Source organism: Qipengyuania sp. SM2512 (assembly GCF_054954005.1).
In genome coordinates this window covers 474,318-496,816 of record NZ_CM143134.1, presented here as the reverse complement: position 1 = coordinate 496,816, position 22,499 = coordinate 474,318, and the positions used below count along the sequence as shown (strand labels likewise).

Annotated in this window: 24 protein-coding genes, 2 tRNA genes and 1 other RNA gene; 15 read left to right on the top strand and 12 right to left on the bottom strand. The window is 64.7% G+C overall.

Going from position 1 to position 22,499, the window contains the following annotated elements; all coding sequences use genetic code 11:
* Positions 1-7 precede the first annotated feature (7 nt).
* Entirely contained in the window at positions 8-1,303 is a 1,296-nt protein-coding gene (locus tag ACQ5J0_RS02545; RefSeq protein ID WP_462568957.1) for a DUF418 domain-containing protein, read from the top strand.
* A gap of 8 nt (positions 1,304-1,311) precedes the next feature.
* Here ACQ5J0_RS02545 and ACQ5J0_RS02540 read toward each other — a convergent pair whose 3' ends face one another.
* Together ACQ5J0_RS02540 and der are read right to left on the bottom strand one after the other, a co-directional pair.
* Complete coding sequence (locus ACQ5J0_RS02540) at positions 1,312-1,800, bottom strand: DUF2721 domain-containing protein (RefSeq protein ID WP_462568956.1); 489 nt, start codon at positions 1,798-1,800, stop codon at positions 1,312-1,314.
* A 3-nt stretch (positions 1,801-1,803) separates the two neighbouring features.
* Positions 1,804-3,201: a ribosome biogenesis GTPase Der gene (gene der, locus ACQ5J0_RS02535; protein WP_462568955.1), complete on the bottom strand. Its 1,398-nt coding sequence runs from the start codon at positions 3,199-3,201 to the stop codon at positions 1,804-1,806.
* Positions 3,202-3,349: 148 nt separating this feature from the next.
* On the opposite strand from der, the gene ACQ5J0_RS02530 reads away from it, so the two are divergent.
* On the top strand, positions 3,350-3,967 hold the full coding sequence (locus ACQ5J0_RS02530) for a CHAP domain-containing protein (protein WP_462568954.1): 618 nt from the start codon (positions 3,350-3,352) through the stop codon (positions 3,965-3,967).
* 12 nt (positions 3,968-3,979) lie between these two features.
* On the opposite strand, the gene ACQ5J0_RS02525 is transcribed toward ACQ5J0_RS02530, so the two are convergent.
* The 3 genes from ACQ5J0_RS02525 to ACQ5J0_RS02515 all read right to left on the bottom strand — a co-directional run bounded on the left by ACQ5J0_RS02525 (position 3,980) and on the right by ACQ5J0_RS02515 (position 4,762).
* Entirely contained in the window at positions 3,980-4,264 is a 285-nt protein-coding gene (locus tag ACQ5J0_RS02525) for a DUF3297 family protein (RefSeq protein WP_462568953.1), read from the bottom strand.
* Positions 4,265-4,362: 98 nt separating this feature from the next.
* Positions 4,363-4,527, bottom strand: coding sequence for a hypothetical protein (locus ACQ5J0_RS02520; protein ID WP_462568952.1), 165 nt, complete (start codon positions 4,525-4,527; stop codon positions 4,363-4,365).
* Positions 4,528-4,537: 10 nt separating this feature from the next.
* Complete coding sequence (locus ACQ5J0_RS02515) at positions 4,538-4,762, bottom strand: hypothetical protein (RefSeq protein WP_462568951.1); 225 nt, start codon at positions 4,760-4,762, stop codon at positions 4,538-4,540.
* 146 nt (positions 4,763-4,908) lie between these two features.
* Here ACQ5J0_RS02515 and ACQ5J0_RS02510 point away from each other — a divergent pair.
* Both ACQ5J0_RS02510 and tig read left to right on the top strand, forming a co-directional pair.
* Positions 4,909-4,993, top strand: a tRNA-Leu gene (locus tag ACQ5J0_RS02510).
* Between the two features lie 59 nt (positions 4,994-5,052).
* On the top strand, positions 5,053-6,666 hold the full coding sequence (gene tig, locus ACQ5J0_RS02505) for a trigger factor (RefSeq protein WP_462568950.1): 1,614 nt from the start codon (positions 5,053-5,055) through the stop codon (positions 6,664-6,666).
* A 112-nt stretch (positions 6,667-6,778) separates the two neighbouring features.
* Here tig and ACQ5J0_RS02500 read toward each other — a convergent pair whose 3' ends face one another.
* Positions 6,779-8,140 (bottom strand): cation:proton antiporter, encoded by a 1,362-nt coding sequence (locus tag ACQ5J0_RS02500; RefSeq protein ID WP_462568949.1) that lies wholly within the window; start codon positions 8,138-8,140, stop codon positions 6,779-6,781.
* 193 nt (positions 8,141-8,333) lie between these two features.
* Positions 8,334-10,427, bottom strand: coding sequence for a TonB-dependent receptor plug domain-containing protein (locus tag ACQ5J0_RS02495; RefSeq protein WP_462568948.1), 2,094 nt, complete (start codon positions 10,425-10,427; stop codon positions 8,334-8,336).
* A 237-nt stretch (positions 10,428-10,664) separates the two neighbouring features.
* Between ACQ5J0_RS02495 and ACQ5J0_RS02490 the strand changes: the two genes are divergently transcribed.
* From ACQ5J0_RS02490 to ACQ5J0_RS02480, 3 genes are all read left to right on the top strand, one after another.
* On the top strand, positions 10,665-11,369 hold the full coding sequence (locus ACQ5J0_RS02490; RefSeq protein WP_462568947.1) for an ATP-dependent Clp protease proteolytic subunit: 705 nt from the start codon (positions 10,665-10,667) through the stop codon (positions 11,367-11,369).
* Positions 11,370-11,530: 161 nt separating this feature from the next.
* Complete coding sequence (gene clpX, locus ACQ5J0_RS02485; RefSeq protein WP_462568946.1) at positions 11,531-12,796, top strand: ATP-dependent Clp protease ATP-binding subunit ClpX; 1,266 nt, start codon at positions 11,531-11,533, stop codon at positions 12,794-12,796.
* Positions 12,797-12,801: 5 nt separating this feature from the next.
* Positions 12,802-13,143, top strand: coding sequence for a hypothetical protein (locus ACQ5J0_RS02480; protein ID WP_462568945.1), 342 nt, complete (start codon positions 12,802-12,804; stop codon positions 13,141-13,143).
* Between the two features lie 12 nt (positions 13,144-13,155).
* Here the strand turns inward: ACQ5J0_RS02480 and ACQ5J0_RS02475 are convergent, their stop codons facing one another.
* On the bottom strand, positions 13,156-14,076 hold the full coding sequence (locus ACQ5J0_RS02475; RefSeq protein WP_462568944.1) for a cation diffusion facilitator family transporter: 921 nt from the start codon (positions 14,074-14,076) through the stop codon (positions 13,156-13,158).
* Between the two features lie 5 nt (positions 14,077-14,081).
* Positions 14,082-14,753: a monofunctional biosynthetic peptidoglycan transglycosylase gene (gene mtgA / locus ACQ5J0_RS02470; protein ID WP_462568943.1), complete on the bottom strand. Its 672-nt coding sequence runs from the start codon at positions 14,751-14,753 to the stop codon at positions 14,082-14,084.
* A 108-nt stretch (positions 14,754-14,861) separates the two neighbouring features.
* On the opposite strand from mtgA, the gene ACQ5J0_RS02465 reads away from it, so the two are divergent.
* The gene (locus ACQ5J0_RS02465) at positions 14,862-15,605 is read left to right on the top strand and encodes an SDR family oxidoreductase (RefSeq protein ID WP_462568942.1); all 744 of its coding nucleotides are present in this window, start codon (positions 14,862-14,864) and stop codon (positions 15,603-15,605) included.
* Between the two features lie 93 nt (positions 15,606-15,698).
* On the opposite strand, the gene rpoH is transcribed toward ACQ5J0_RS02465, so the two are convergent.
* Together rpoH and ACQ5J0_RS02455 are read right to left on the bottom strand one after the other, a co-directional pair.
* Positions 15,699-16,637 (bottom strand): RNA polymerase sigma factor RpoH, encoded by a 939-nt coding sequence (gene rpoH, locus ACQ5J0_RS02460; protein WP_462568941.1) that lies wholly within the window; start codon positions 16,635-16,637, stop codon positions 15,699-15,701.
* 90 nt (positions 16,638-16,727) lie between these two features.
* Positions 16,728-17,672, bottom strand: coding sequence for an RluA family pseudouridine synthase (locus ACQ5J0_RS02455; RefSeq protein WP_462568940.1), 945 nt, complete (start codon positions 17,670-17,672; stop codon positions 16,728-16,730).
* Positions 17,673-17,690: 18 nt separating this feature from the next.
* Between ACQ5J0_RS02455 and ACQ5J0_RS02450 the strand changes: the two genes are divergently transcribed.
* From ACQ5J0_RS02450 to rnpB, 5 genes are all read left to right on the top strand, one after another.
* The gene (locus tag ACQ5J0_RS02450) at positions 17,691-18,092 is read left to right on the top strand and encodes a M67 family metallopeptidase (protein ID WP_462568939.1); all 402 of its coding nucleotides are present in this window, start codon (positions 17,691-17,693) and stop codon (positions 18,090-18,092) included.
* A 32-nt stretch (positions 18,093-18,124) separates the two neighbouring features.
* On the top strand, positions 18,125-18,784 hold the full coding sequence (locus tag ACQ5J0_RS02445; RefSeq protein ID WP_462568938.1) for a histidine phosphotransferase family protein: 660 nt from the start codon (positions 18,125-18,127) through the stop codon (positions 18,782-18,784).
* Between the two features lie 116 nt (positions 18,785-18,900).
* Positions 18,901-19,539: an N-acetylmuramoyl-L-alanine amidase gene (locus tag ACQ5J0_RS02440; RefSeq protein WP_462570045.1), complete on the top strand. Its 639-nt coding sequence runs from the start codon at positions 18,901-18,903 to the stop codon at positions 19,537-19,539.
* Between the two features lie 13 nt (positions 19,540-19,552).
* Entirely contained in the window at positions 19,553-20,224 is a 672-nt protein-coding gene (locus ACQ5J0_RS02435) for a TonB family protein (protein ID WP_462568937.1), read from the top strand.
* Positions 20,225-20,277: 53 nt separating this feature from the next.
* Positions 20,278-20,723, top strand: an RNA gene (rnpB, locus tag ACQ5J0_RS02430) — RNase P RNA component class A.
* Between the two features lie 24 nt (positions 20,724-20,747).
* Here the strand turns inward: rnpB and ACQ5J0_RS02425 are convergent.
* Complete coding sequence (locus tag ACQ5J0_RS02425; RefSeq protein WP_462568936.1) at positions 20,748-21,527, bottom strand: acyl-CoA thioesterase; 780 nt, start codon at positions 21,525-21,527, stop codon at positions 20,748-20,750.
* A 149-nt stretch (positions 21,528-21,676) separates the two neighbouring features.
* Between ACQ5J0_RS02425 and ACQ5J0_RS02420 the strand changes: the two genes are divergently transcribed.
* Together ACQ5J0_RS02420 and ACQ5J0_RS02415 are read left to right on the top strand one after the other, a co-directional pair.
* Positions 21,677-21,750: transfer RNA gene (locus tag ACQ5J0_RS02420), tRNA-Cys, on the top strand.
* 97 nt (positions 21,751-21,847) lie between these two features.
* The gene (locus tag ACQ5J0_RS02415) at positions 21,848-22,438 is read left to right on the top strand and encodes a response regulator transcription factor (RefSeq protein WP_462568935.1); all 591 of its coding nucleotides are present in this window, start codon (positions 21,848-21,850) and stop codon (positions 22,436-22,438) included.
* Positions 22,439-22,499 lie beyond the last annotated feature (61 nt).

The window sequence follows — 22,499 nt, the reverse complement described above, 5'->3', positions numbered from 1 at the left end:
GACCACCATGACCGATGCCGCCGATCCGGACCAGCCCGGCGCAAAGTTCAACGCCGCCCCGGACCAACCCGGGCCGGTCGCCGAAAGCGGCAAGCGTATCGCCAGCCTCGATTTCATTCGCGGGCTGGCGGTCATGGGCATCCTTGCGGCGAACATCATTGTCTTCGGCCAGCCGATGGTGGCCTATATGTGGCCGGACGCTTTTCTCGTGCCCTCGGGCGATCCTAACGGCTGGATGTGGGCGCTCCAGTTCGTGCTGATCGACGGTAAGATGCGCGGCCTCTTCACGCTCCTGTTCGGAGCCGGGCTCTACCTCTTCCTCGAGAAGGCGTGGGAACGCGGCAGCGGGCTGGGATTGCAGGCCCGGCGGCTGGCGTTCCTGCTCCTGTTCGGGCTGATCCATTTCTTCTTCATCTGGAAGGGAGATATCCTCACCGGCTACGCGCTGTGCGGGTTCGCGGCGCTGCTGTTCGTCGGGATGACACCGCGCGGCCAGCTCGTCGCGGGCCTGATCGGCTATTTTGTCGGTGCGATCGCATTCACCTCGCTGTTCGTGGGAATGTACGCCTTCGACCGGATGGAACCCGCCAATGAGGAGATCGCAGCCTCGCAGGTCGAGATGCGCGCGGTGAAGACCGAAGGCATCGCGGACGGCGAGATCGAGACAGCCCTCATCTCCTCGGGCGATTACGCGGGCTTCGTCGCGCATAATTTCGCCGAGCACGGGTCCGATCCGCTGACCTTCCTGCTGATGCTCGTGTTCGAGACGCTGCCGTTGATCCTGATCGGCATGGCACTTTACCGGATGGGACTGTTCGATGGCCGAATGGCGGCGCGCAAGGTCCGGTTGTGGGGCTGGATATCGCTGCTGTTCGGTGCGGTGCTGTCGGCGGCGATTGCGTGGTGGGCCGTCGGCGAGGGGCTGACCTATTTCGGCACGAGCCTGGCATTCATAGGATTGGCCCGGTTTGCCAGCCTGCCGATGGTTCTGGGATTGGCGGCCTTGCTTTCCCTATGGGGTGCAAGCGCAAGCGGGGCGCTGGCCGAGCGCGTTTCGGCAGCCGGACGCGCCGCCTTCACCAATTACATCGGCACCTCGGTTGTCATGCTGTTCGTCTTTCACGGCTGGGCCGGGGGCCTGTTCGGTGAGCTCAATCGTCCTCAGCTCTATCTGGTCGTACTGGCGACCTGGGTGCTGATCCTCGCCTGGTCCAAGCCCTGGCTCGACCGGTTTCGCTACGGGCCGCTGGAATGGCTGTGGCGGTGCCTGACCTACGGGCGAAAGTTTCCGCTCCGGCGCTAGGGCGCGGCTTACGTTTCGTCGCGAGCGACGCGGGGCGGGCCTTTGGCGGCGAGGCGGGTCTCAAACAGGAAGAACAACAGGCCGGTCACCAGCAGGCTCATGGTCACCACCCAGGCCAGCGCGATCACCGTGCCGATCTGCGATTCGATATAGGCGCTGACGAACAGCAGGGCGATCACCACGCTGATGGTCACCGCCGATGCAGTGCTGAACACCAGCGCCCATTGCGACTGCCGGCGGCGCTTGCCCAGCCAGGCAAGTTCGCCCGCGTCATTGCCCGCTTCGCCATCGTCGATCCGCCGGGTGATTCGCTCGATCCGCTGCGCGACCCAGATCAGCCGGCTCATCATCACGTTCATGATCGCGCCGATCCCGCTCAGCAGGAAGGCCGGAGCCATCGAGAGCTGCACGATCTGCTGGACCCGCGGCGTGCTCGCGGTGCGTTCCAGCAGATCGAAGGCGAAACTTCCGCCGACGATGAGAAGATCGAGCGTCATGGGCTAGTCTTTGGCGAAGGGGTTCTTGGGGCTCTTGAGCGTGAGGCGCACCGGCACCGCGTCGAAGCCCAGCTTGGCGCGGATGCCGTTGACTAGATAGCGTTCGTAGCTGGTCGGCAGCGCATCGAGCCTGGTGCCGAAAATGACGAAACGCGGCGGGCGGGTGCCGACCTGGGTGATGTAGCGCAGCTTGATGCGCCGACCCTTGGGGGCGGGAGGAGGGTTGGTTTCGAGCGCGTCGTCGAACCAGCGGTTGAGCGCGGCGGTGGGGACGCGCTTCGACCAGCTGGCGCGGATGTCGAAAGCTGCACCGAGCATGGTGTCGAGGCCCTTGCCGGTCTTGGCGCTGACCGCGAGCAGCGGCACGCCGCGCACCTGCGCCAGCCCGTCGTCGAGCGCGGCGCGCACGCCGTTGAACAGCCCGCTGGCGTCCTCGGCGATGTCCCATTTGTTGATCGCGACCATCAGGGCGCGGCCTTCCTGGAGCACCCGGTCGGCGATCTTGAGATCCTGGTGTTCGAGCCCCTGAGTGGCGTCGAGCAGTAGCACCACCACCTCGGCGAAATCGATCGCGCGGTGGGCGTCGGCGACCGACATTTTCTCCAGCTTGTCCTGCACCTTGGCGCGCTTGCGCATGCCCGCGGTGTCGACCAGGTGGATGTCGCGCTGCTCGCCGGTCCTGGGATCGGTCCATTGATAGTCGATCGCGATCGAATCGCGGGTGATCCCGGCCTCGGGCCCGGTCAGCAGGCGATCTTGCCCAAGCAGGCGATTGATCAGCGTCGACTTGCCGGCATTGGGACGGCCGACGATGGCGAGCTTGAGCGGGCCGAGCGTGACCTCGTCGTCCTCGTCGACATATTCGATCCGCTCGGAAGCCGCATCGGCCTTGTCGCCGATGATCGGCCACAGCGCGGCGAACAGATCGGCGATGCCGTCGCCGTGTTCGGCGGACAGACCCACCGGCTCGCCGAAGCCGAGATTGTAGCATTCGAGCACGCCCGCCTCGCCGGCGCGGCCCTCGGCCTTGTTCGCCACCAGCACGACGGGCAGGTGCTGCTCGCGCAGCCAGCGGCTGATTTCCTCGTCGAGCGGGGTCAGGCCGGCGCGCGCATCGACCACCAGCAGCGCGGCATCGGCGCCCTCGAGGCTGACTTCGGTCTGCTTGCGCATCCGCCCGGGCAGGCTGGCGGGATCGTCGTCTTCCCAGCCCGCGGTGTCGACGATGGTGAAATCGAGCCCCGCCAGCGAGGCGTCCCCCATTCGCCGGTCGCGCGTGACGCCGGGCTGGTCGTCGACCAGCGCCAGCTTCTTGCCGACCAGACGGTTGAACAGCGTCGACTTGCCGACGTTCGGGCGGCCGATGATGATCACGGTCGGTTTGGGGGTTTGGGGTGTCATGACTGGCGGGCAGGTGGCCCTTGTTGCTCGATTTGGCAAGGATGTCGCGCCTTTCGGCATCGACCGATCGGCGGGGCGAGTATGGTGAATATCGGTTAACCGCTTTCGGCAGCCATGTCGCAAGGCTCGTGCGCGCAATATTGCGGTCATGAGGAAACCCATCGCCTTCGGCCTTAGCGGCCTCGCCTTGCTGGCAGCGGTTCCGGCGCTGGCGCAATCCAGCGACGATTTCGGCTTCGGCGCGAGCGACGCCTCGCGCAATGCCGAGCTGGCTCCCTATCTGCAATGCGTGCCCTATGCTCGCGAGGTTTCGGGAATTCGTCTGTTCGGCGACGCGCACACCTGGTGGCAGCAGGCCGAGGGCCGCTATGCGACCGGCAACGCCCCCAAGGTCGGCGCGGTGATGGCATTCCGACCGCATCGCAATATGGCACTGGGTCATGTCGCCGCCGTCAGCCGGGTGGTCGACAGCCGCACAGTCCTGCTCGATCACGCCAATTGGTCGCCGATCGACGGGCGGCGCGGGCAGATCGAGCGCGACGTGCTGGCGGTGGATGTCTCGCCCGCCAACGACTGGAGTGCGGTCCGGGTCTGGTATCATCCGCTCGGCGCGCTGGGCAAAACCGCGTGGCCGGTGGAAGGCTTTATCTATTCCGACCGCACGCGCGGCGCTTCGGTGCGGATCGCGCAGGCGCCGAAGCAAGGGCCGACACGCATGAAAAGTTCGCGCCGCTTCCTGAGCGCCTTCAACGAATTCTCGAACTGAGGCTCTGGCGGATCAGTCGGTCTTGGCGACCGGCGGATTCTCGCCCAGATCCTCGTACCAGGCCTCGACGGGGCCGTTGAGCTTGAGGGTCAACGGATTGCCCTTGCGATCCATGGTCTTGCCCGCCTGGACGCGAATCCAGCCTTCGGAAATGCAGAACTCGTCGACATTGGTGCGCACCGCACCCTTGAAGCGGATGCCGACGCCGCGCCTGAGCAGATCGGCATCGAAAAATTCGCTGCGCGGATTGACCGAGAGGCGGTCGGGCGGGGTGTCGCTGGTGGCTGTATCGCTCATGCCGCGCCCCTAAGACGCGGCGCAAGCTCCCGCAAGTTCAATCCGCTCGGCGGATCGCTAAGGGGCGATTGCAACCCGGTGGCATGATCGACCCAGGATCATATCTCGTCGGGATTGGTGCCGGGATTATCGATGTCGGGCTGGGGTGGCTCGATCTCGGGCGGTTCGCGCATCGGGGCCTCGTTGGGCGGGCTCGAGGGCGGCATCTCGTTCGGTGCGCCGGGATCGATCGTGTCGGGGGCAGGGTCGGGCTGGGTAGCCATTATCAATTCCTCAGTCGGGGGGCAGGAGAGGGGCCGAGCGCAGCGCGCGCCGGGAATTTTCGCCCGCATCGTCGGGACGTTCGGTGTCGATCTCGCTTTGGTCGGTGCGATGGCCGAGCGGCTCCCCTTCGGCTTCGCCGTCCTCTTCCATCTCCGCCGCGGTCTTCGGATCGACATCGGGATCGATCACCGGCGGAGTATCGGGCGGGGTCTTGGGCGTGTGGTAATCGCTCATGGGGTGCCTTTCTTTGCCCATCAACGGCGGACGGGCGACTAGCGTTCCTGCCATCCATCGCCGCGCTTGCCCTTTTTGGCGCATCCGATTAGAGGCACGCGCCTACACGCGCGGCGTGGCTGTCGACGCGCGGCTTCGTTTGGGTTGCGGGCGTGGCGGAATTGGTAGACGCGCTGGTTTTAGGTACCAGTATCGAAAGATGTGGGGGTTCGAGTCCCTTCGCCCGCACCAGCCGCCCTCCGGCAGCCTCTCGCCCAGCACCGGTTAGACCCATTCAAGAGTACCCATTCATGCAGATCACCGAGACGACCAACGAAGGCCTCAAGCGCGGCTACAAGCTGACGGTCCCCGCCAAAGATATCGACGCGAAGGTTTCCGCCGAGGTCAAGAAGCTCGCCCCGCAGGTCCGCATGCCCGGCTTCCGCCCCGGCAAGGTGCCCGCCAATCTGGTGCGCAAGATGCACGGCGAGCAGATGCACGCGCAGGTCATGAACGACACGATTCGCGAATCGGTCGACAATCTGATGCGCGAAAAGCAGCTCCGCCCCGCGATGCAGCCCAAGATCGATCTCGACGAGAGCTACGAGCAGGGCAAGGACGTCGAGCTGACGGTCGAGCTGGAAATCCTGCCCAAGGTCGAGACCCCCGATATCGACGGGCTCAAGCTGGAAAAGCTGACCGTGCCCGTGACCGACGAACAGGTCGATGAAGCGATCGGCCAGCTGACCGCCAACAACAAGAGCTATAAGGACGCCCCCAAGTCGAAGAAGGCCGCCGATGGCGACCAATTGATCATCGATTTCGTCGGCAGCATCGACGGGGTCGAGTTCGAAGGCGGCAAGGCCGAAGGCGCACCGCTGGTGATCGGCTCGGGCCAGTTCATTCCCGGCTTCGAGGAGCAGCTCACGGGTGTGAAGACCGGTGAAGAGAAAACCATCACGGTAACCTTCCCCGAAGATTACCAGGCCACGCACCTTGCCGGCAAGGCGGCGCAATTCGCCGTCACCGTCCAGCAGGTGAAGGTCGAGGACGAGACCAAGGCCGACGACGAGTTCGCCAAGAACCTCGGACTCGAGAGCCTCAACAAGCTCAAGGAACTGCTGCGCGCCCAGCTCGAGCAGGAGACCGCCGGTCTCACCCGTACGCAGATGAAGCGCGCGCTGCTCGACCAGCTGGCTTCGGGTCACGATTTCGCCGTGCCGCAGGGGATGGTCGAGGCCGAGTTCGAGCAGATCTGGGCGCAGCTCCAGCAGGAAGCCTCGCAGTCGGACGATCCCGCCGAGGCGATGAAGGAAATCGAGGCCGAGAAGGACGATTACCGCCACATCGCCGAGCGCCGCGTGCGTTTGGGTCTGCTGCTTTCGGAAATCGGCCAGTCCAATGGCGTCGAGGTCAGCGGACAGGAAATGTCGATGCTGATCCAGCAGGCGGCGCAGCAATACCGCGCCGAGGATCGCGAGCGTTTCATCCAGTACGTCCAGCAGGAGCCGATGGCCGCCGCCCAGCTGCGCGCGCCGCTCTATGAGGACAAGGTCGTCGATTTCCTGTTCGACAAGGCCGAAGTGACCGAGCGCGAAGTGACCCGCGAGGAACTCGAGGCGGCGATCGAAGCCGACGAGGACGCGGAAGAGGCGAAGCAGCCCGCCACCAAGAAGAAGGCCCCGGCCAAGAAGACTCCGGCGAAAAAGGCCGCTGCCGAGAAGGGCGAGGACAAGCCATCCGAGGAAGCCAAGCCCGCTGCGAAGAAGAAGGCTGCGCCCAAGAAGGAAGCGGCAGCAAGCGAAGCCGCCGACGAGCCTGCTGCCAAGAAGGCTCCGGCCAAGAAGGCTCCCGCCAAGAGCGCCGCTGCGGAGAAGCCCGCAGCCAAGAAAGCTCCGGCCAAGAAGGCTCCGGCCAAAAAATAGGTCTGCATCGAAATAGGTCTGCATTGGGCAGACACGAACAGGGCGGCAGGTCGATGAGACCTTGCCGCCCTTTTTCTATGCTCGGATGAGGGCAGGGCGGACCTGACCTGAGTCAATCCGTTTGCGGAGCGGGCTCGATTTCGGCATCCGCACTTTTGGCGGGGCGCGGGGCGAGATGGGGCATTTCTTCCTTCTGCCCGGTATGGATGTGCCCGCCGCGGCCCTCGACATAGGCGATCAGCGGCCCGGCCAGAACGCCGTGAACGAGGATCGAAACGAGTATCGCGAAACTGGCGGTGGCCCACAGCAGCGGCAGTCCTTCGAAATCGCCGTGGTTCTGGCCGTAGGCGAGATAGTAGATCGACCCCATCCCGCGCACCCCGAGAAAGGCGATCGCGGCAGTCCCCGCCAATGGCAGCGGGGACCAGGTTTCGGACAGCATTCCCGCCAACGGACGGATTACAAACACCAGCGCCAGCCCCACCAGCGCCGCCGGCCAGGTGAGCGCATTGAGCACGCCGCTGGCGAGCATGGCGCCGAAGCCGAGCAGCACCGCAACCAGCACGATCTGTTCGATCTGGTCGATGAAATGATGACTGATCTTGTGATAGCGGCTCGCGTTCTCGCGCTGTCGCGCGGTGACGGCCGCAACGAAGACGGCGAGAAAGCCATAGCCATGAATGAGTTCCGCCGAGCCGTAGGCCAGGAGCAACGTGCCGAGCACGACCAGCCCTTCGCGAGTGGAATATTTGGGCGTTGAATCCTCGACTTCCTCGATCGGCGCATCCGCCTCGCGCTCGAAGACGTACCAGGCGCCGAGCCGTCCGATGCCCCAACCGGCCGCAACGCCTGCGACTATCCTGTAGACCAAGTCGAAAGCCGCCCATTCGAGCGTCCAGCTTCCCAGCGCCGACATGCCCAGCGCGGCGATCGCCAGGTGGGTGAAAGGAAAGGCCAGCCCGTCGTTGATCCCGGCTTCCACCGTAAGGCTGAAGCGCACGTCGTGGCGTTTGCCTTCGCCCGGCGGGCCGACCTGGACGCTGCGCGCCAGTACGGGATCGGTCGGCGCCAGCGCTGCGCCGAGCAGGATCGCGCTGGCCGGGGCGAGGCCGATCGCCCACCAGCCGAGAAATGCGACCGCCGCGATCGTCAGAGGCATGGCGACCACGAGCAGGGGCCAGATCTGGCGCCAGTTGCGCCAGCTGACGGGCCGATCGATCGCGATGCCGGCTGCGGCCAGGCTGGCGATGACGATGAACTCGGTCACATATTCAAGGGTCAGGGCGTCGAACCCGTCCCACGCCGGATTGAAGAATGGCAGGCCCAGCGGCAGCGAGGCGAGCAGGAAGCCCGCCCCGACATACAGGATGGGCAGCGACATCCACATCTTCGCCAGCCAGCGTTCGAGCGTCACCGCCAGCATCAGCCCGATGCCGAAGATGACGAACATCATGATGCGAGGGTCAAATTCCACGGATTATCGATTGCTACGCTTGATCATCGGGCACCAACGCGCGACGGCCGGTTTCGGGGTCGAGACGCCTCGCAGGGCTTCGACAGCATCGTCGAGCTGCATGATGGCGGTCGTCCGCGGCAGAGTGCTGCACTGCATGCCTTCACAGTGCCGATCCGGGGCGGCTTTGCAAGAACCCCCAGAACAAGGATCCTCAGAAGTCGCCGCTCACGACAAACCGAAAGGTCGGCCCGATCCGGCGATCGGCGTATTCGTGGAACAGCACGTCTCCGCCTTCTCGCGAGCCCTCATACACGGTCCGGCGATAGTAATCCCGTCCGCCGAGCAGATTGCCCGCGCGGGCCTGTACCGTGAGGCCGAGGACGTCCTTGTGCTCGACGAAGAGCGTACCGAAGAACGGCCCTTCCCATTCGCGTCCTTCCTCATAGCGCCGGGCATACGGGGCATTGTCGAAATGGCTGAGGTCGGCGCCCCAAGCCCAGTCGCTTTCGGGGATGTCATGGCGGAAGGCGATTTCGAGCGCACCCTCCTGATCGTGGGAAAAGCCGCGGCTGAACCCGGTGAAAGGATCGGTAACATCCATGAAGCGCTTCACCGCCTGAATGTCGAAGCGTGCCCCGTTCCATCCGAGGGGATCCATGTTGATCGTGGCGTTGGCTTCGAGGTGCAGGCGTTTCGCGTCGCCGATGTTGCCGCGGGCCTCTCCTCCATCGCCGAGCGGGAACCAGTCGATGAAATCCTCGAACCAGGCCTGCTTGGCCTCCAGCTTTATTGATCCCCACGGTCCGAACCGCTTGTTGGCTTCGAGTTCGACGTTCCAGCTCTGGTAAGGGACCAGTTCGTTGTTCCCGCCGTTCGCATTGTCGTCGTTGAGCGAGACGCTGGCGAGGAAGTCGCCGAAGGACAGCTGGCTTACCCGCCGTGCCAGAGTGACCGAGAGGTCGAGCCCATCGGATGGCTTCCAGGTTGCGGCGAAAGATCCCTTCGGGCGCTGGAAACTGCGCGCATTTGCCGCAACGCCGGTCTGCTCGATGGTGGAAAATTCCATCGCGCCGATCGCCTGGACCGAGAGCGTCGACAGGATCTGCCGCGAGAAGCTGAGACTTGTTTCGTATCGGTTCTCGGTCACGCCGCCGTTGCCACCCGGAAAAGGCAGCGCAAGGAATTCGCCGCCGGGAGCCAGTTCGAAGAGCGCCGAAGTGCGATCGAGCCGGTTGAAGGCGGCCTCGCCGGAGAACTGCCAGTCGGCCTGCCACAGCTTCCAGCCATATTCGAAGCGGCCGATCCGTTCGCCTGCGCCGTTGGTCTGGTCGAAACGGTACCCCGTCGCCTGGCTCCCATCGTCGAAACTGTCGATCAGCGTGGCGGTATAATTGTCGCGCTCATAGCGTTCGAGGCCGATCAGCTTCATCGTGCCCGGGCCGAAGGGAAACTGAATGTCGCCGCCGATCTCGTATTCCGGCCCGTCCTCGTGGACACGCGAGGCGCGGGTGCGGACCGGGCCGACCGCCGGATAGCCGATCTCCGGCTCATCGCGATAAAAGAAGTCTTCCCCATAGCTGAGGTTCAAATTCGCAAGGATCCCGCTGCCGAAATCGTAGGCGAAGATCGTCGCCAGCCTGGGGTTGTCGAACTTGCCCGAGAATTTCGCATACTGCCGCTCGATCAAGGCGCCGCTGCTATCGGTCAGGATCACAGGGCCATCGGCGCCGAAGCGGTCGTTGTCGTTGGAGATGGAGACGGTGTAATCCAGTAGCCCGCTGCTGCCGGTCATCGAGGCCTCGCCGCCAAACGGCTGAGCCTCGGTGTTGTGCAGTCGAAAACCCGAGCTCCAGCGGAACTGGCCCGAAACCCCAGCGCTCTTGTAGATCACGTTGGCGACAAGCCCGGTCAGCCCGGGAATGTTCAGCGTATTTCCGTCGACGAGTTCGATACGCACCACATCGGCGGCGGGAATGCGGCGCAGCTGATCCTCGACGCTTTCGGACTTGCTCGAGAAACGCTCGCCGTTGACGATCACGTTCTGCGTGGCCTGGCCGAGACCGCGCTGGCCCTGATTGTTGCCGCCGGAGATCGTGAACCCCGGAATGCGCGTGACCATGTCGAACGCATTGCGGGGTGCGAATTGCGCGAAATAGGCCGGCTCGAAGACGCGCGCTCCCGCCGCCGGGGGCGCAGTCTCCGGAACTTCCGCGCTCCCCGCCGGCGGCGTCTGCGCCTGGACCGGTGCGGCTGCGGCAACAAGGGCGATGGAGGAGGCGGCAAGGAGCAGTGTGCGCAGGGCCATTGATAAACGTTCTTCCGGTGGTTGATCCGCAGCGGCGTCTACAAGTGTAAGCGAACATTCCAATTCAGCCTCGACCGCCGGTCGATTGCACCCGACCAACGGATTCGACCCTGCTTCCTGTGCTCGAAGGCGATCGCCGCGCGACAAGCTGCGGACCGCGGGGTCGAAGCCCCTTGAATTCATCCCCACAGTCGCGACATAGCGGTTTCATTCACTCACGACAGGATTCTCACCGACATGATCGATCTGAGCGCGCACATTGGCGATACCTACGGCTCGCAGGGGCAGTTTTCCCGCGACCCGGTGACCGGCGCGCTGGTTCCGGTGGTGGTCGAGCAGACCGCCCGCGGCGAGCGCAGCTTCGACATCTTCAGCCGCCTGCTGCGCGAGCGGATCGTGTTCGTCACCGGCCAGGTCGAGGATGGCATGGCCTCGCTGATCACCGCGCAGCTGCTGTTTCTCGAGAGCGAGAACCCGTCCAAGCCGATCAGCATGTATATCAACTCGCCCGGCGGCGTTGTGACCGCCGGCATGGCGATCCACGACACGATGCAGTACATCAAGCCGCGGGTCTCGACCGTCTGTCTCGGCCAGGCCGCCAGCATGGGCAGCTTCCTGCTCGCCGCGGGCGAGCCGGGGATGCGGATCGCGCTGCCCAACGCGCGGATCATGGTCCACCAGCCCTCGGGCGGCGCGCGCGGCATGGCCTCGGACATCGAGATCCAGGCGCGCGAGATCCTGCGCATCAAGAAGCGCATGAACGAGCTCTACGAGAAATACACCGGCCGCAGCCTGGAAGAGATCGAGAAGGCCATGGATCGCGACACCTTCCTCGAAGCCGACGAAGCCATGGCTTTCGGCATCGTCGACAAGGTGTTCGAGACGCGGCCCGAGAACGAGGAAAGCGATGAGAAGCCCGGCAGCGGCGGCGCTCCGAGCTGATCTGTATTGCTTAACGAGTTCTAAAGCGTAGCATTTTGGCAACCTTGCCGCTTCAGCTTGCGGCAAGGCGGTTGCGCTATAGCTATTTTTGAAGGAAACCGACCTGTCCGGCCCATGGGGGCCGAGTCAACCAGCTGGGTCAGGCGGGGAAATATCAAGGTATGACCGAATTGAGCGGAACCGATAGCAAGTCGACGCTGTATTGCAGCTTCTGCGGCAAGTCCCAGCACGAGGTGCGCAAGCTGATTGCGGGCCCGACCGTGTTCATCTGCGACGAATGCGTCGAATTGTGCAACGACATCATCCGCGAAGAGACCAAGGCCGGCATCGCCGGTCGCAAGGAAGGGGATATCCCCGCTCCTTCGGAAATCTTCGCGACGCTGAACGATTATGTCATCGGCCAGGACCGCGCCAAGCGCGTGCTCTCGGTCGCGGTGCACAATCACTACAAGCGCTTGAAGCACGCCGGGAAGTCGGGCGATGTCGAGCTGGCGAAGTCCAACATCCTGCTGGTCGGCCCAACCGGCTGCGGCAAGACGCTGCTGGCGCAGACGCTGGCGCGCACCTTCGACGTGCCCTTCACCATGGCCGATGCGACCACGCTGACCGAAGCGGGCTATGTCGGCGAGGATGTCGAGAACATCATTCTCAAACTGCTCCAGTCGTCCGACTACAATGTCGAGAAGGCGCAGCACGGGATCGTCTATATCGACGAGATCGACAAGATCACCCGCAAGGCGGAGAACCCCTCGATCACGCGCGACGTGTCGGGCGAGGGCGTCCAGCAGGCGCTGCTCAAGCTGATGGAAGGCACCACCGCTTCGGTTCCGCCGCAGGGCGGGCGCAAGCATCCGCAGCAGGAATTCCTCCAGGTCGACACGACCAACATCCTGTTCATCTGCGGCGGCGCTTTCTCGGGCCTCGAGAAGATCATCGGCGACCGGCTGCAGAAGCGCAGCATCGGCTTCGGCGCGCATGTCGCGGATCCCGACAAGCGCCGCGTCGGCGAACTGCTCGAGAAGAGCGAGCCCGAGGATCTGCTCAAGTTCGGGCTGATCCCCGAGTTCGTCGGCCGTCTGCCGGTGATCGCCACGCTGCGCGATCTCGATGTCGACGCGCTGGTGACGATCCTGACCGAGCCGAAGAACGCGCTGATCAAGCAATACGCCAAGATGTTCGAGATCGAGGATGTCGAACTGACCTTCACCGACGAGGCGCTGAAAGCGATCGCCGACCGTGCCATCGCGCGCAAGACAGGCGCTCGCGGGCTGCGCTCGATCGTCGAAGGCATCCTGCTCGACACGATGTTCGACCTGCCCGACATGGACGGGATCACCGAGATCGTGGTCGACAAGGACGTGGTCGAGGGCCGCAAGGATCCGGTCCGGGTCCATGGCGGCAAGAAGAACAAGGAAGAAGCGGCCTGACGATGATGGCAGGGCTTCCCATCGTGGTTGCCCTGCCTTTCGTCGGGCTGCTGCTGCTGTCCGGTTTCTGGGCCAGCCGTCGCTACGCGCGGTTCGAGCAGCTTCCCGGGCATTACGACATAGCGGGCAATCCTACGCGTATGGCTCCGCGGCGGACGATGGTCTGGATGCTGCCGATCCTCTTTTCGCTCGTATTGCTAACCATCGCGACATTCACCGCTTTGATCCCGCGCGAGATGCAAAATGGCGAACCGGCGATCGGTGCCTTGGTTGGCGGGGTCAGCTTGGTAGCAGCGCAGATGTTCGTCCTATGGCTGACCGAACGTTGGGCCCGCAGCCAGCCGTAGGCGAGCGAAGCCTCAACAGCCCCCGACACAATCCTCGCGGCTAATCTCCACTTGCACCGTCGTATGGCCGATACGGTGATGATGCTCGAGCTCCCCGGCGATCTCGCTCAGGAATGCGTCCCCGGGGTGGCCGCCCGGCATCACCAGATGCGCGGTCAGCGCGGTCTCGGTGGTGCTCATCGGCCAGATATGCAAATCGTGGACCGCCTCGACCCCGGGCAGACCGGCGAGGTAGCCGCGCACCGCTCTCTCCGAAATGCCCGAAGGCACCGCCTGCAGGCTCATTTTTACGCTGTCCTTGAGCAGCCCCCAGGTGCCCCAAGCGATCACCAAAACGATCACCAGACTAACCGCCGGGTCGATCCACAGCGCGCCGCTCCATAGGATCGCCAGCCCGGCGATCACCACGCCCAGGCTCACCAGCGCGTCGGCGGCCATGTGCAGGAAGGCGCCGCGGATGTTGAGATCGCCCTTGCGGCCGCGAAGGAACAGCAGCGCGGTGCCGGTGTTGATGAGAATCCCGATCCCGGCGATCACCACCATGGTCATGCCCTCGACCGGGGCGGGGTCGGCCATGCGGGTGATCGTCTCGTAGAGGATCGCCCCCACCGCGATCAGCAGCAGCGCCGCATTGGCGAGCGCGGCGAGGATGGTCGAACTCTTGTAGCCATAGGTGAAGCGCCCGGTCGGAGGGCGCTTGGCCGCCACGCTCGCGGCCCAGGCGAGCATCAGCGCGAGCACGTCTGAGAGGTTGTGACCGGCATCCGCGATCAGCGCCATCGAGCCCGAGAGCCAGCCATAGGTCGCCTCGATCACGACGAAAGCCGTGTTGAGCACGATGCCGATGAGGAAGGCGTTGCCGAAATCGGCAGGCGCGTGGCTGTGCCCGTGGCCAGGCTCGTGCTGGTGGCTGTGCGAGTGACCGGCGCCCATGGGAGCTACTGGTAGACGCAGGCGTCGAGCGCGTCACGCCCGACCACGCCGATCCGGGCTGAGATGGTGTTGCCGTGGCGGCGCAGCCAGCCCGAGGGATTGACCACCGACCGCTCCTTGGGAAGCGGCAGCGCCGCCGCCATCCGCGCCGCTTCCAGCGCCGATAGGTCGGCTGCGGACTTGCCGAAATAGCGCTGTGCGCCGGCCTCGGCGCCATAGGTGCCGATCCCGGTCTCGGCGACGTTGAGATAGACCTCCATGATCCGACGCTTGCCCCAGATCTGTTCGATCAGCAGCGTGAACCAGGCCTCCGCCGCCTTGCGGGCATAGCCACCGCCCTGCCACAGGAAGACGTTCTTGGCGGTCTGCTGGCTGATGGTCGAGCCACCGCGGATCCGGCCTCCTTCGGCATTCCTGCGGATCGCGGTCTCGATCGCCTCGCGGTCGAAGCCGTCGTGACTGCAGAACTTGCCGTCCTCCGCCGCGATCACCGCGCGAACCAGATCGCGGTCGATGTCCGCCAGCGGCTCCCAATCCTTGGTGATCCCGTTCTCGTCCATCAGCATCGTTGCGGTGACGGGCACGGGGACGAATTTAAACAGTATCACCAGCGCCAGGCTCAGCGCGACGAAGCCGATGATCAGCTTGACCAGGAATGCGGCGATGCGGCCTATCATTGCGCCCGGTTAGGGTCGTGCGCCCCTGCGCGCAACCGCGTTGATTGTCCGATGTCGAACTCTACCCTATAGCGCCGCGCTCGCGAACCGGTCGATAGGATGCAGGGTATGAAGAGCAGCGGCAACACCATTCTGGTCACCGGCGGGGGCAGCGGCATCGGCCGCGAATATGCGCGGCGTTGGCACGATGCCGGCAACACGGTCATCGTCGCCGGGCGCACGCTCTCCAGCCTGGCGGAAACCGCGAAGGGCCGCGAGAACATCCATCCTGTCGAATTCGACGTCGCCGATGCCCAAGGCGTCGCGGCATTCGCGACGGGGCTGTGCGAGCGGTTCCCGGGGCTCAACGTCGTGGTGAACAACGCCGGGATCATGCCGTTCGAGACTATCGAAGCGCCGCGCGATCTGGACGATGCGGAGCGGGTGGTGGAAACCAATCTGCTCGGCCCGATCCGGCTCATCGACGCTTTCATCGAGCAGTTGAAAACGGCCGAGGATGCCGCCTTGATCAACGTCTCTTCCGGCCTGGCTTTCGTCCCCCTGCCCAAGGCGGCGAGCTATTCGGCAAGCAAGGCGGCGCTGCATTCCTACACTCTGTCGCTGAGGAAGCGGCTCGAAGGGCTGGTCGAGGTGATCGAGCTGATCCCGCCCGGCGTCCAGACCGAACTCACGCCTGGACAGTCGCAGCTGGAAGGATATCTGCCGCTGGACGATTTTGTCACGGAATCGATGGCGCTGCTGGCGCAGAAGTCGACGCCGAGCGAGATCTGCGTCGAGGCGGTGAGGGCGTTCCGCAATTCCGAAGCGAACGGCAATCAGCAGGAACTGCTCGATATGCTTGGCGCGCGCTGACACATCCGGACCGAACGAAGAGCAGGCTAAACGAAAAGGCAGCGCATCACCGGGATGCGCTGCCTTTATCGTGTTTGCAGTGGCCGAGACCCGTCAGGCGGCGATCGGTATCAGCCTCTCGCCGGCGATCGCCTTCATCGCCTTCTGCAGCTTCTCGAAAGCGCGCACCTCGATCTGGCGGATACGTTCGCGGCTGACGTCGTAGACCTTGCTCAATTCCTCGAGCGTCTGCGGATTGTCGGTCAGCCGCCGCTCGGTGAGGATGTGCTTCTCGCGGTCGTTGAGGCTGTCCATCGCCTCGACCAGCATCTCGTGACGCACGGTCTTTTCCTCGACCTCGGCGACCGTCTCGTCCTGGAGCGGACGATCGTCGGTCAGCCAGTCCATCCATTCGCCCGAACCGTCTTCGCCATTGCGCATCGGCGTGTTGAGCGAGCCGTCGCCGCCCATCATCATCCGGCGGTTCATGTTGACCACCTCCTGCTCGGGGACGCCGAGCGTGGTGGCGATCTTGGTCACGTCCTCGGGATGGAGATCGCTGTCCTCATAGGCCTCGAGCTGCTTTTTCATCCGCCGCAGGTTGAAGAACAGCTTCTTCTGCGCGGCAGTGGTGCCCATCTTGACCAGGCTCCAGCTGCGCAGGATGAATTCCTGGATCGACGCCTTGATCCACCACATCGCATAGGTGGCGAGCCGAAAGCCGCGATCGGCCTCGAATTTCTTGACGCCCTGCATCAGCCCGACATTGCCTTCGGAAATAAGATCCGAAACGGGCAGGCCGTAGCCGCGATAGCCCATTGCGATCTTGGCCACGAGCCGCAGATGCGAAGTGACGAGCTGCGCCGCGGCGTCCGAATCCTCGTGCTCCTCATAGCGCTTGGCGAGCATGTATTCCTGCTCGGCCGTCAGCACGGGGAACTTCTTGATTTCGGAGAGGTAGCGGTTGAGGCTCTGCTCGCCGCCGAGCGCCGGGACGCTCAATGATTTGGAATTGCTCACGATTACCCTGACCTTTCTAGCGTCAGCCTCCATGCGCCAGACCCCTGCCGGGCATCTGGCCGTTCGGGCCACTGGTTCACTTATAGACTAAGGACGCGCGCCTGAAAGCGCCTTTCATCGATTTCAACGAGCGGTTTCGTCGATCAGTTCCCGCATGTCCCGGGGCAATTCGGCTGTGAATTGCACCGTCTCGCCGGTCGCGGGATGGATGAAGCCGAGCTCCGCGGCATGGAGCGCCTGGCGTTGGAAACCGATCTCGGAAAGCAGGTCTCGCAGCGCCTTCGGCGTGCGTCCGTAGATTGGATCTCCCAATAGCGGATGGCCGATTGACATAAGGTGAACCCGGACCTGGTGCGTGCGCCCGGTCTCCAGCCGGCATTCGATCAACGTTGCGTGATCGAGGCGCCGAATCGACCGGTAATGGGTGACCGCGTGTTTGCCGCGCTCGGCGTCCTCCTGCAGCACCGCCATCTTCTTGCGGTCGCGATCCGAACGGCCGAGCCGGGCCTCGATCCGCCCCGCTGGCGGGTTGGGGTGTCCGGCGCAGACCGCCAGATAGCGCCGATGGACGGAATGCTCGGAGAATTGCGCCGCCAGGCTCTCGTGCGAGGCATCGGTCTTGGCGACCACGATCAGGCCCGAGGTGTCCTTGTCGATCCGGTGGACGATTCCGGGGCGCGCCACGCCGTTGATCCCCGAGAGCCGTCCGGCGCAGTGGAACAGCAGCGCGTTGACCAGCGTCCCGTCGCGATTGCCCGCGGCGGGGTGGACCACCATCCCCGCAGGCTTGTCGACCACGATCAGGTGCTCGTCCTCGAACGCAACTCTCAGCGGGATATCCTGCGGCGCGACATCGAGCGGCTTGGCGGGCGGCAGCGCGATCGCGAATGGCGTTCCCGCGGCGATCTTGCCCGAGGGCTCGCGCACGACCGCGCCCGCGACGCTGACCGCGCCATCGGCGATCAGCCGCTTGACCCTCTCGCGCGACAGCCCGGCCGCGCCGGCCAGCGCCTTATCGAGCCGCTCGGGCCGTTCGATCGTCCCGGTGATGATTTCCTTGGCGCTCATGGTACAGAGCCATGGGTGATGACCCTGCAAGTGACAAGCGAGCTGTTCGATGCGCTGTTGGCCGAAGCCGCGGCGGCACGCCCGCGAGAATGCTGCGGCCTGCTGTTAGGCGAGGCGGGAGAGCGGCGGATCGATGCCTTCACCGCGGCGACGAACGTCCACCCGCAGCCCGAAACCCATTTCGAGATCGATCCCCAGACGCTGATCGATGCGCATCGCGCCATGCGCTCGGGCGGACCTGAATTGGTGGGCTATTACCATTCGCACCCGGTCGGCCAGGCGCGTCCTTCCGCCACCGACACCGCCATGGCCGCTGGAGACGGGATGATCTGGGCGATCGTCGCCGGCGACACGGTAACTTTCTGGCGCTCCGGCAATGCGGGCTTCAGCGCGCTTCCCTATCGCCTGGTCTCTCGCTAATGCACGGGCCTGGCTTTAGAACTTTGGAAACCATGTCCGAAAACTCATCCGTCGACCTTGCCGCGCTGCTGTGTTCGCGTCTGTGCCACGACCTGCTTTCGCCGGTCGGAGCGCTGAGCAACGGGCTCGAGCTGCTCGCCACCGAAACCGATCCGGCGATGCGCCAGAACTGCATGGAGCTGCTCGAGCAGAGCGCGCTGGTCAGCACCAACAAGCTCAAGTTCTTCCGCCTGGCCTTCGGCGCCGCGGGCGGTTTCGGCGACCGGGTCCCGGTCGAGGAGACCCGCAAGCTGATCGACGCGCTGGTGGCGGACAAGGGCCGGATCGAGGTCAATTGGTCGCTCTCGCAGTCCAATCTGCCCAAGCCTGCGGTCAAGGTGATGCTCAACTTCGCGCAGATCGCGGTCGATTCGCTGGTTCGCGGCGGCACGCTCGAGATCGGCGCCGAACTGCGCGACGGCGCGACCGAGATCGTGCTGCGCGCCAGCGGGCCGCGGATCGCATTCGACGAGGTGCTGGGGCTCGCGCTCGAAGGCCGGCTCGACCCCGGGGAACTGTCGAGCCGCACCGCGCCCGCGCACATGATCTACCTGCTCGCCAAGCAATGCGGCGGCGGGCTGCAATTCGCGCGCAGCGAGGATGCGCTCGTGCTCGGCGCGGTCCTGCCCGAGCCCGAGGGCATGATCGGGTGAGCGAAACCGGATCGGAATTCGGAACGGTCGGAGCGAAACTGCCGGTCAGCAAGGACGAGCTGGTCGATCGCGAGGTGCTGTCGCCCAATCACGACGAACGCGAATTGCCGATCTCGATGGTGGTGATCCACTACACCGAGATGGAAGACAAGGGCTTCGCGATCGAGCGATTGTGCGATCCCGAGGCGAAGGTCTCGGCCAATTACCTGATCGGCGCCCAGGGCGAGGTCGTCCGGCTGGTGCCCGAGGAAAAGCGCGCCTGGCATGCGGGCGTCTCCTTCTGGCGCGGGATCAAGGACGTCAACTCCGCCAGCATCGGCATCGAACTCGATCATCCCGGCCACAAATACGGCTACCGCCCCTTTCCTGATGCGCAGTTCGAGGCGCTGGTCCCGCTGGTGGCGCGGATGGTGAAGCAATACGACATCCCGCGCGCCAATGTGGTCGGCCATTCCGACGTCGCCCCGGCGCGCAAGATCGATCCGGGCGAACTGTTTCCCTGGGACCGGCTGGCCGAATACGGTCTGTGCCTCCCGCGCCCGGAAAAGCTCGAGCGCGGCGATCCTTTCGACAACGACGCCTCCTTCTACCTCGCGCTCGAACGGTTCGGCTACGACATCACCGATGGCCACAAGGCGGTCGAGGCCTTCCAGCGCCGCTGGCGGCCCGAGCGGATCGACGGCGCAATCGACGGCGAGCTGCGCGCGATCCTGTTCCACTTGCTGCTGGACAGGGACCAGGGACGCACGCGTTAGGTAGGAGGCAATATTGCGAGAACTGGTTTTCGGCTTGTTGGGACTTCTAGCGTGTGTGGCTGTCGATGCGCGTGCGCAGGAAGCGCGCGGCCCTGTACCAAGAGAAATCGAAACGTGGGCAATGAAAATCCAGGAGGATTATCCTGTCTCTGCGCTAACTAACAGTGAAGAGGGCACCGTCGCGATGGAATTGGAAATCGACGAAGCTGGGAGCGTTCGTAACTGTGAGGTTACCGAGTCCAGCCGATCATTCGCGCTGGACGAGGCTGCGTGTCGCGGGATGATGCAATATGCGCAGTACGAACCCGCGGTTGACAGTGAAGGTAATCCCCAAGCTGCAACGACGGTCCAGGCCATACGCTACGTTTTGCCGGATCTGGCGATGAGGCACAGGCACCCAGTTCCGATCGACGAAGCGATCTGGCGGCCGACCGCTTTCGACGCTTCATTCGACCGAGCTCTTCGCAGAAGCGGGGCTGACTTTGCGAGCTTTCAACTCGTGATCGATGAGGACGGAAAACCGGTTGGATGCGGCATCAATCACTCGACCGGCAATGCCGCGCTCGACCGAAGAGGCTGCGAAGACTTGCTGCGCCTTGCAAAATTCGAACCGGCCGCCTTGCTCGATGGCACGCCTATTCCGGGGTCCTACTGGGTAAGTCACGCGGCCCAAGAAGCCCCATAGGATAGCAAGGGACCGCTTGGCAGCGCGTTCATCGGCGTCTATCTGCTCCTTCGCCAGGGGGCCGGGCAGCCGCGTCGGGAAGCGATTTCCGCCGAGGAAAGTCCGGGCTCCACGAAGAAAGGGTGGCGGGTAACGCCCGCCCGGTCCGCACCTTCGGGTGTGCGCCGAGGGACAGTGCCACAGAGAGCATACCGCCGATGGCCCGCGCTCCTTCGGGAGCGCATCGGGCACAGGCAAGGGTGAAAGGGTGCGGTAAGAGCGCACCGGGGCGCACGGCAACGTGGTCCGCATGGTAAACCCCACCCGGAGCAAGGCCGAATAGGGGTCGCGCGCCCGGCTTCCGCAAGGACCGGGCAGGGGTGCTTTGCCCCGAGCGACCCGGGTTGGCTGCTCGAGCCGCGTGGCGACACGCGGCCCAGATGAATGGCTGCCCCTGCGGCGCAGGTCCTTCGGGATACCGGTTGCAGGACAGAACCCGGCTTACAGGCCCCCTGGCATCATCTTTTCGGCCCGCGAGAGGGCCTCAGCCGAAGATCGCAACCGATTGCAGCCCGTCCATGACCTGGCGGCCATCGGCGTTCCACAGCCGCAGCCGTTCGCTCGAATAGCCCGCTGCGGCGTGCTGGCTGGCGTTCTCGGAGAGCCACCAGCCGTCTCGCGTCTGTGGCTCGGTGCCGAGCAGGTTGAACGACCAGTTGATCGAGCTGAGCGGACCCGGCCGCGCCATGGCGCGCATCGCGCCGGGCGGCAGCACGTCGCCGAGCAGGACCAGCTCGCTCATCGGGTCGAGCCCGGTCGGCGGCTTGAGCCGCGCCCAGCGGCGCACCACCGGATCGCCGGGACCGCGCTGGTCCTGCGCGCGGCGCAGCTCGAAATTGTTCTGCAGGAAGGCAGGGCCCTGATTGCCCATCACATCCTCGGCCTGGCCGGGCGGACCGGGCCAGTCGGCGAGCGCGGCCGCATCGTGGCTGGCGTTGGTCTCGCGCTCGGCGCCGAACAGGAAGAAGGCGGTCAGCGTGCATTGCCCCTGGCACCAGATTTCGCTGCGCACCTGGGTGACATTGCGCCCCTGGCGGACGATCTCGCGGCGCAGCTCGGCGGTCTCGTCCACCGGCGCGACGAAGGCGATCTGGCCCGCACACAGCGGCGGCAGGTCGGGGAAGGCGCGGATCGCTGCAGTGTAGGCGATCAGCGCAGAGGCGCCGCCATAGAGCGTGCGGCCCTGTTGCCATTCGTCGAAGCTTCCGAAGCGCACCTCGCCCCCGGCGGCGGTGATCGGATCGAGCAGTTCCTGGATAGCCATGGAAGAGGGACATAGCCGCCTTCGCGGCGAGGTCCAGACTGACGTAACGGAAGGGTGCCAGCGATGAGAGGTTGGAAGCGCATTGCCATGCGCGCCCGGTTTCGCTAATGCGCCGCTTCGCCACCGTCACCTGACGGCAGGAACCCCAAGGCCCGATGGCGGAGTGGTTACGTAGAGGACTGCAAATCCTCGCACGCCGGTTCGATTCCGGCTCGGGCCTCCACTCCCTTCTTTCCACTTGCGACGATTGGCTCGTGAAAGCGGGCGGTTGGCTCCGCTGACCGCTTTCCATCGCGCGAGCGCTTCGCTAGCCTTGGACCATGCCTGCGTCCGACCTCATCGCTTCCAGCGCGATCGCTGCGGTGGTGAGCGATCCGCGCCAGGCCGACAATCCCATCGTCGCCTGCAACGATGCCTTCGTGGCGCTCACCGGCTACAGCCGCGACGAAATCCTCGGCAGCAATTGCCGCTTCATGGCGGGCCCCGACACCGAACCCTGGCTGACCGAGACGCTGCGCACCGGCATCCGGATGCAGCGCCCGACGATGGTCGAGATCCTCAACTACAAGAAGGACGGCACGCCCTTCCGCAATGCGGTCATGGTCGCGCCGATCTTCGATTCTACCGGCGCGCTCGAGTATTTCCTCGGCTCGCAGGTCGAGATCGCCGCTTCCCCGGCGAACACCAGCGACGATCGCCGCCGCCGCGCGCACCGCCGGGTGGCCGATCTGAGCCCGCGCCAGCGCCAGATCCTCATCGAACTTGCCCGTGGCAAGCTCAACAAGCAGATCGCGCACGAGCTTGGACTGAGCGAGCGAACGGTCAAGATGCACCGCGCCGCCCTGTTCCGCGGGCTCGAGGTCAGGACCACCGCGGACGCGATCCGGATCGCGATCGAGGCGGGTTACTGACCTCGTCGCTCGCACCTTGGCAGGGCGATCGCTACGGCGCGCACAACCAGCCAGTCTCGGC